Source organism: Sulfitobacter geojensis, assembly GCF_000622325.1.
GTDB classification, from domain to species: Bacteria; Pseudomonadota; Alphaproteobacteria; order Rhodobacterales; family Rhodobacteraceae; genus Sulfitobacter; species Sulfitobacter geojensis.
Genome location: NZ_JASE01000004.1, coordinates 20,296 through 27,543, shown reverse-complemented (window position 1 = coordinate 27,543; position 7,248 = coordinate 20,296). Strand labels below are relative to the sequence as shown.

Here is a 7,248-nt window from a genome sequence, read left to right as displayed (position 1 = left end):
CCTAGATCTCCCCTGTCAGGCGATTGTAAACCTGCATTGCGAAAGCACGGGCATTGTCGCGCGCCCCTTGCATGTTGCCCTGCGGGGGCATTGAGTGGAGATCCCCGCCAAAGGCAAAAATCCCTGAAAAAGCAGCACGTTCCATCAAAGGAGGGTCAATCACGTCAACCCCCTGCTCGCTCAGCGAAATAGCGATACCCTTGTGCTGTTTCGACTGGATCGCTTTGGTCATCGTGAAAACCACGGCGTGTGGAATGGTGCGGTCCAAGGCTTCCTCCTCCTCGGCAATTAGCTGAAGGGCGCGGGCACCGATGGTGGCATCCAGTGTCGTGGCGCGCATGGGGGTTAGCACGAGATCGGCCTGACTGATGGCACGTGAGACGAGCCGCGAAGCGACCCCTTCGAGATCGACCACAACCACCTTGCCATCGCTGTCGTGGGCCTTGATCGTGCGTACGATATCAGCTTCGGAAATGTCCGAAAGCACCGTAATCCGGTCCGGGAGTTCCCCCCGCTCGGCCCATAGGGTGAGAGAGCCATTAGGGTCACAATCAAGCATGGTCACGGAGATCCCGCCGGCGGCCAGTTCCGTGCCCAAAAGCACAGCAGTGGTGGATTTTCCGGCCCCCCCTTTGGGAGAGGCGACAACGATGGTGGGCATAGGTTGATCTGCTTTCTTATTGGTTACCGGATTATTATACTAACCGGATAATTTAAAATATCCAGTAATTATGTTTATCCGGTAATTTCATTTATCCGGTAATTCATATCGGTATGAGCGATTTTCTGCCTAAGCCGGGTACGGCGACTCAATCCGGCAGTTTTTAGAGCTGTGGCGGCTATCAGCTTGTTGCGGCAGCGCCACATCTTGCAGAGAGAGATTTAGTAAATGTGTTTTAAAACAGCATATTAGCATTTCCCGATAGAATGGTATGCAATTCACTGTACAGGGGTATGCGTTTCGCTATACATTTTGTCTTGTTGAATGGGAATCGACACTATAGAAGCCTGTTCTAGTTGACCTATGTCGGCTTGCGACGGGTGCGTGTATCTAAATACGTGTATCTTGAAGAGCCAAATTTACGACAGGGAAAGCAAGCAACGTTGACGGGGTCGAAAATTGGGCTCCAAAAGTTAAATTATAAGAGGAAGAACAGCAATGGCTATCGACCTGAGCACGCTGGACGCACGTCAAGCGCTTACAGCTATCTACATCGGTTACTATGACCGCGCAGCAGACCCAGCGGGTCTCGCATTCTGGGAAGACGTCGTCGGTGAAGACGGTTTCAACCTGGTTTCCATCACAACGCTTTTTGCTGCAGCAAGCGAAACGCAGGCGCTGTTTCCGTTCTTCGCGGATCCATCCTCCACAACGCCAAGCGCGTTCATCACGCAGCTGTATCAGAACCTGTTCAACCGTGACCCCGATGCGGCCGGTCTGGCATTCTGGACCGAGCAGCTGCAGAACGCTGTAGACGGCGCAGAAGGTGCACTGACTGTTGGTCAGATCATCACTTCGATCATCGAAGGTGCTCAGGAAGCCGACGCCGCGATCATCATGAACAAGATCGACGTTGCTCTGGACTGGACCGACTCTGCAAACGCAGCTGGCACAGTATTTGACCTTGATGGCGAAACCGGCGCAAGCGCACGTTCCATCATCGACGATGTTGACGGCACAGACGCATCCGTTGTTACAGCTAAAGCGACAACAGACGCATTCTTCGCACCAGGCGGCGGCGGCACACCAGTTGTTCCTGGTGAGACAATCATTCTGTCTTCCGATTCAGCCCGCGACAACCTGACAGGCACCGAAGGTAACGACACCTTTGAAGCCTACAACATGGAATTGATGGACGGCGACACCATGAACGGTGGTTCCGGCCGTGACACGCTGACATTCTTCAACTCTGACGACGGCCGCACAGCAATCTCTGCGCGCACAGAAAGCGTTGAAACTGTTGTTGTCACCAACCAGTCCAACGACCTGAACTCTACTGCTGACAACAACGTCGGTGGCTATAGCAACGGCGACGAGACTGTTGAAGTTGACGTTGAACTCGACGCAGGTCAGATGTCTGGCGTGACACGTTGGGAAGATTTCGACTCCCGCGCGGACCTCGTTATCGAAGACGCACGTGACCAGGACGACACAGACGGTACCTTCACCGGTGACATCACTGTTGCAATGGTTTCCACCGATCCCGGCAATGTCGACTACGCTGTTTACTTTGACCAGCCCGTCAACACGAGCCAGAACTTCGGTACACTTGAAATCCGCGTCCTCGACCAGGAAGCAGCCTTTGGTCAGCCAGCACCAAGCGCATCTTCCACCGGTTACCTGACAGAATCTTCACTGATTTCGTTTGCCTTCCAGTTTGACGGCCAGCCAATCACAGTGACACTGGCGGACGAGCTGGGTGTAACATACGGTCCAAACGTGTCCTTCCAGGACCTGCTTGACCAGGTTGAGAACGCAACACAGCAGGCATTGGTTGATGCAGGCGTGACAGAGAACCTCGGCTTCACCGCAGCTCTGGGCCAAGCCGTGTCCGTTGGTGTTGGTAACCAGTTCACACTGCCACTCGTTCTGACATTCGACGTTCCTGCTGACACGATCACTGCAAGCAGCAACGACGTTATCGTTCTGGGTCGTGACTCCGGCAACAACGGCGCAACACCTTCGACAGATACCTTCGGCGCTCTGAGCACCATCCGTATCACTGAAGAAGAGCTGATCCGCTTGAACGTTGAGCTGGACGATGTTGGTAAAGGTTCCATGGGTGGCGACGCTCTGTTCGGTGCCATGTCCACAGGCCGCCAGGATGGTGACGACGGTACATCCGACTCCATCGGCATCCAGCAGTTCGACATCGAAGTAGACCGCTCCAGCCAGCTGCAGACGATCAACTCGACCAACAACGCACTGGAAGTTGTCAACATCACCAACGGTGAAAACGACGGTCCAAACAACACAACAACAGCCGCTGATGAAATGATCGGTGACCTGACTGTTCGTGGTCAAGCCAACCCTGGCGTTACTGAGCTCACAGAAGTTGTCACTAACGACAATGGTACTCCTGCTGATACAGCTGACGACTTTGATGAAACCGTTGGAACCGGCGTCTTTGTAAACACTCAAAGCGGTGTTGCGACAGACGGCCCAATGCCTGGTGCCGCACCACAGCACAATATTTACGGTTTCTCTGACGTTCGTGTGATCAACGCAGCGGCCATGGTTGGTTCTGTTGACATCACAGCTGAGCTCACAGACGAGATTGTTGAAAAGTATCTCGACATTCAGGACACCGGCTCAAACGGTGAAGCGGATGACGTGATCTTTGATTACGATCTGGGCACGAACAACGACGAATTCCTGCTCAACATGTCTTCTTCGACATTGGAATTGGCCGGTACCGGATCGCGCGAAGATTTCAACCTTGATGTAGATGGCAACGGCGGCAACGACGTGATCACTACAAACATCGGTACTTCTGTGAAAGTTCTCGATGCGCAAGGTGCAGATCACTACATCATGGAGACTGATAACGGTCAGGCAAATCCTGCTGCTGTTGATTATGCAGACGGTTGGTATTCCAACTCAGTTGTTAACGCTGCTGCATCTTTTGACGTAGCTGGCGGTGCTGGCAACGATACAATCTGGACCCACGGTTGGGGTGATGCAAAAATCTCCGACGGTGCCGGTGCAGACGTTGTGTACACCGACAACTCCGGTGCGGCTCAGCTGTCTGAGCTTTCCGGTCTTTTGGATCGTAACATCGCAGAGCATGATCAGATCGATTATGTTTATGGTGCTGTCTGGGCGTTTAACGCCGAGTTCGTTGGTCCAGATGCTACAGACATCAGTGGCGTAACCAACGAAAACTACACTTTGGGTACGATCGCTCCTGCTGCAATTCTGTCTTCCGGTACAGTCAGTGTGACTGTGTCTTACTTTGGTGCAGGCGGTGCTGTGAATGCCGGTACGTCCTATGACGTATCTGCGGTTATTCCGGTTTCCGAGATGACCAAAGATGCGGCAGGCAATGTCACAATCACCGAACAGGCTGTGAACCAGGCTGTGAAAAAGGCGATTAATGACGATGCGGTTCTCAGCAACCTTCTGGAAGCAGTAGATGGTCCCGGCAACGCGCTGGTCGTCTATAGCAAAACAGACGGTGAGCATGACGTAGCAGATCTGTCACTTGCCCTTGGCAACGTTGTTTTGAACGGTGGTACCGCTGCTCCTGCTACAGACGCAGCTGATTTCACTGCCAACTACGTTACACCTGGTGCAGTGGGTAAACTGTTCGACGCGAACGTTAACAACGTCGACTCTTTGGCGGAATCTGACAACACGATCATGGTCGACGGTGACAACACCAGGGACGTATTCGTTCTGTCAACCAACGACGACAACGGTGGTTCTCAGCCAACTGTTTCAGGAACTGTAGCCTCTGCGCTTACAGCTTCAGACCTGAACGGTGCCAGCAACGAGACGCTGGTGTTCGAAGCAGGCTTCGGTGTTGATACTGTGTTGAACTTTGACGCAGGCGCTACTACCGCAAATTCCGCTGTTGACGGTGCAGAGGACGTTCTGGACTTCTCGATGATCACAGGTGGTTCAAATGTACTGCGCGCCTTCACCTCAGCTGGTGATGACGTTGTGGTTGATGTTGTTGCAAGCGTTGACGGTGTGGATGTTGGTACGTCCATTCAGGCTGCTGAAGTAATCGCTTACTTCGGTGCTAATGACGACACCACGGCATCTGAGCACATCCTGATCGTTCACGACACGACAGGTGACAACGGTGGCCAAGTTTGGCACATTACCGATGGCATTGCTGCTGGCGACGCAACAGCAGTTAATGTTGGCACGATCAACTTGATCGGTACCGACTGGACAGCGCTGACTGCAGACAACTTCGCGTAAGCGATTGTTCGTCAGATCCTTCGGGGTCTGACACCAACGACATTGAAAGCCCCCGGCAAGTTCGGGGGCTTTTTTACATCCGGGGGGTGGCCCCGTTAGTTAAGGAAAACAGACATGGCCAAAATTAAAATCGACGACAAAGAATATGACACCGACGCGCTGTCAGCCGAGGCAAAAGACAACCTGACCAATATGCGCCTGTGCGACGAGCGCATGCAGCAGATCAAGCGCGACGCGGCGATCACACAGACCGCGCGCAACGCCTATGCGGCGGCGCTGAAATCGGCTCTGCCAAAAGACGCCTAAAACTGCGTTCCCCTCATGCCGGCCAATATATTCAGGCCGGCATGTTTCTGTTTCTACGGCACAACCTGCTAGAGCAGGGCAATTGCATCAAACCCCTGTCTGGTGTATGAATTTCCAAAATAAACGACGCCACGGCGGGCAGAAATGGTGTCGATCTACATTCAGCGGAAGGATATTCGCGCATGAAAGCGACGACGCCTCTTAGTCAAGCGTATGGAAAGTTCCGGGCCGTTTTCGGCGCCACGGTATTGTTCAGCTTTTTCAGCAACATCCTGATGTTTGTCGGGCCGCTTTACATGCTGCAGGTCTATGACCGCGTCTTGGCCAGCCGGAACGAATTTACTCTGCTGATGATCTCCGGCATCGCGGTGGCGCTGTTGGTGGCCTACGGTCTGCTTGAATTCATCCGCTCAAAGCTTTTGGTGCGCGCGGGTTTGCAGTTTGACGATATGTTGGCGAACCCCGCCTTTAACCGTGTGATCCGTCATCAGCTGGCGAGCCCGAATTCGGGTGCCCATGCCACGTTGCAAGACATTGATCGCGTACGCGAATTTATGACGGGGCAGGGGATCTTGGCGTTTTTCGACGCGCCTTGGGTGCCGCTGTTTCTGGCGCTTTGTTTCGCCTTTCACCCGTGGTTGGGGATGGTTGCGACCGTCGGAGCGCTGATCATTTTTGCCCTCGCGCTGGCCAATGAATTTGCCACCCGTGGTCTGCTGGCCGAAGCCGGAAACGCCAATGCGGGTGCGTCGCATTTCGTGAACACCACGGTGCAGAACGCCGAAGTGATCCGCGCGCTTGGCATGGAAAAGCAGCTGACCAACCGTTGGGTCGCGCAGCATGACGATGTGCTTGATAAACAGGCCAAAGCATCCGGTCGGGCAGGGGCGATTATGGCCTCGACCAAGTTTGTCCGCATGAGCCTGCAAATCGCCATTCTCGGCATGGGTGCCTATCTGGCGATCCTGCAAGAAATCTCGCCCGGAATTATGATCGCTGCCTCCATCGTGATGGGCCGCGCGCTGGCACCGGTGGAACAGGCCGTGGGGCAGTGGAAGCAATTTGTAGCCGCGCGTCAGGCCCACAAGCGTCTGACCAATATCTTCGGCAGTCTGAATGACGAAGAAGACCGCATGCAGTTGCCGGACCCCAAGGGCAATCTAAGCGTGCAGGGTCTTGTCGCGACAGCCCCCGGAGCCAAAGCGGGTGCCTCCGGTGCCAAGCCAGCCTTGCTCAAGGGCATTACATTCTCCGTTAATCAGGGCGAAGTGCTGGCGGTGATCGGGCCAAGCGGGTCGGGTAAATCCACGCTGGTGCGCCATCTGGTTGGTGCGGCACAGCCGGCTGGCGGATCTGTGCGTCTGGACGGGACCGAACTGCATCACTGGGATGCCGAACAGCTGGGCCGTCACATGGGCTATATGCCGCAGGATGTGAAACTGTTCCGCGGCTCCGTTGCTGAAAACATTTCGCGTTTTATCCCAGATGCGGGTGACGCTGAAGTCACGGCGGCCGCGCAGCTGTCGGGTGCTTATGACATGATCCAGACGCTTGCCGAGGGGTATGACACCGATGTGGGTGACGGCGGGCAATCCCTGTCCGGCGGTCAGCGCCAACGCGTCGGTCTGGCCCGTGCGGTGTTCCGTATGCCGAACCTTGTTGTTCTGGACGAGCCGAATTCAAACCTTGATGCACAGGGCGAGCAAGCGCTTGCGGCCTGTATTCAGGAACTGAAAAAGCAGGGCAAAACGGTTGTTCTGGTAACGCATAAGGCAAACTTGCTGGCCCTGACCGACAAGACGCTGATGCTGGTTGGCGGTTCGGTTGAAAAATTCGGCCCGACCCGCGAAATGTTCGCGCAACAGGCGCAGGCACAGCAGCAGCTTCAGGCCCAGAAAGAGCAGCAGGAAAAAGCCGCAGCGCCGGCAGCACCTGCTGTGGTCAGCATGTCAGACAAGCCGCGCGCCTAAGACCTGTAACAGACGTTGCATTAACCGCTCTTTAAGGAG

The 7,248-nt window shown here is 54.6% G+C and carries 4 protein-coding genes; 3 read left to right on the top strand and 1 reads right to left on the bottom strand.

Annotation, left to right across the window (positions count from 1 at the left end; genetic code table 11):
• Window position 1: 1 nt before the first annotated feature.
• Window positions 2-661: a ParA family protein gene (locus Z947_RS0102015; RefSeq protein ID WP_025042641.1), complete on the bottom strand. Its 660-nt coding sequence runs from the start codon at window positions 659-661 to the stop codon at window positions 2-4.
• Between the two features lie 498 nt (window positions 662-1,159).
• On the opposite strand from Z947_RS0102015, the gene Z947_RS0102010 reads away from it, so the two are divergent.
• From Z947_RS0102010 to Z947_RS0102000, 3 genes are all read left to right on the top strand, one after another.
• Window positions 1,160-4,933 carry a DUF4214 domain-containing protein gene (locus tag Z947_RS0102010; RefSeq protein ID WP_025042640.1) on the top strand — a complete coding sequence of 1,258 codons (3,774 nt, stop codon included), beginning with the start codon at window positions 1,160-1,162 and terminating at the stop codon, window positions 4,931-4,933.
• A gap of 114 nt (window positions 4,934-5,047) precedes the next feature.
• Window positions 5,048-5,239 carry a DUF6447 family protein gene (locus Z947_RS0102005; RefSeq protein ID WP_025042639.1) on the top strand — a complete coding sequence of 64 codons (192 nt, stop codon included), beginning with the start codon at window positions 5,048-5,050 and terminating at the stop codon, window positions 5,237-5,239.
• A gap of 182 nt (window positions 5,240-5,421) precedes the next feature.
• Window positions 5,422-7,209 carry a type I secretion system permease/ATPase gene (locus tag Z947_RS0102000; RefSeq protein ID WP_025042638.1) on the top strand — a complete coding sequence of 596 codons (1,788 nt, stop codon included), beginning with the start codon at window positions 5,422-5,424 and terminating at the stop codon, window positions 7,207-7,209.
• Window positions 7,210-7,248: the final 39 nt, after the last annotated feature.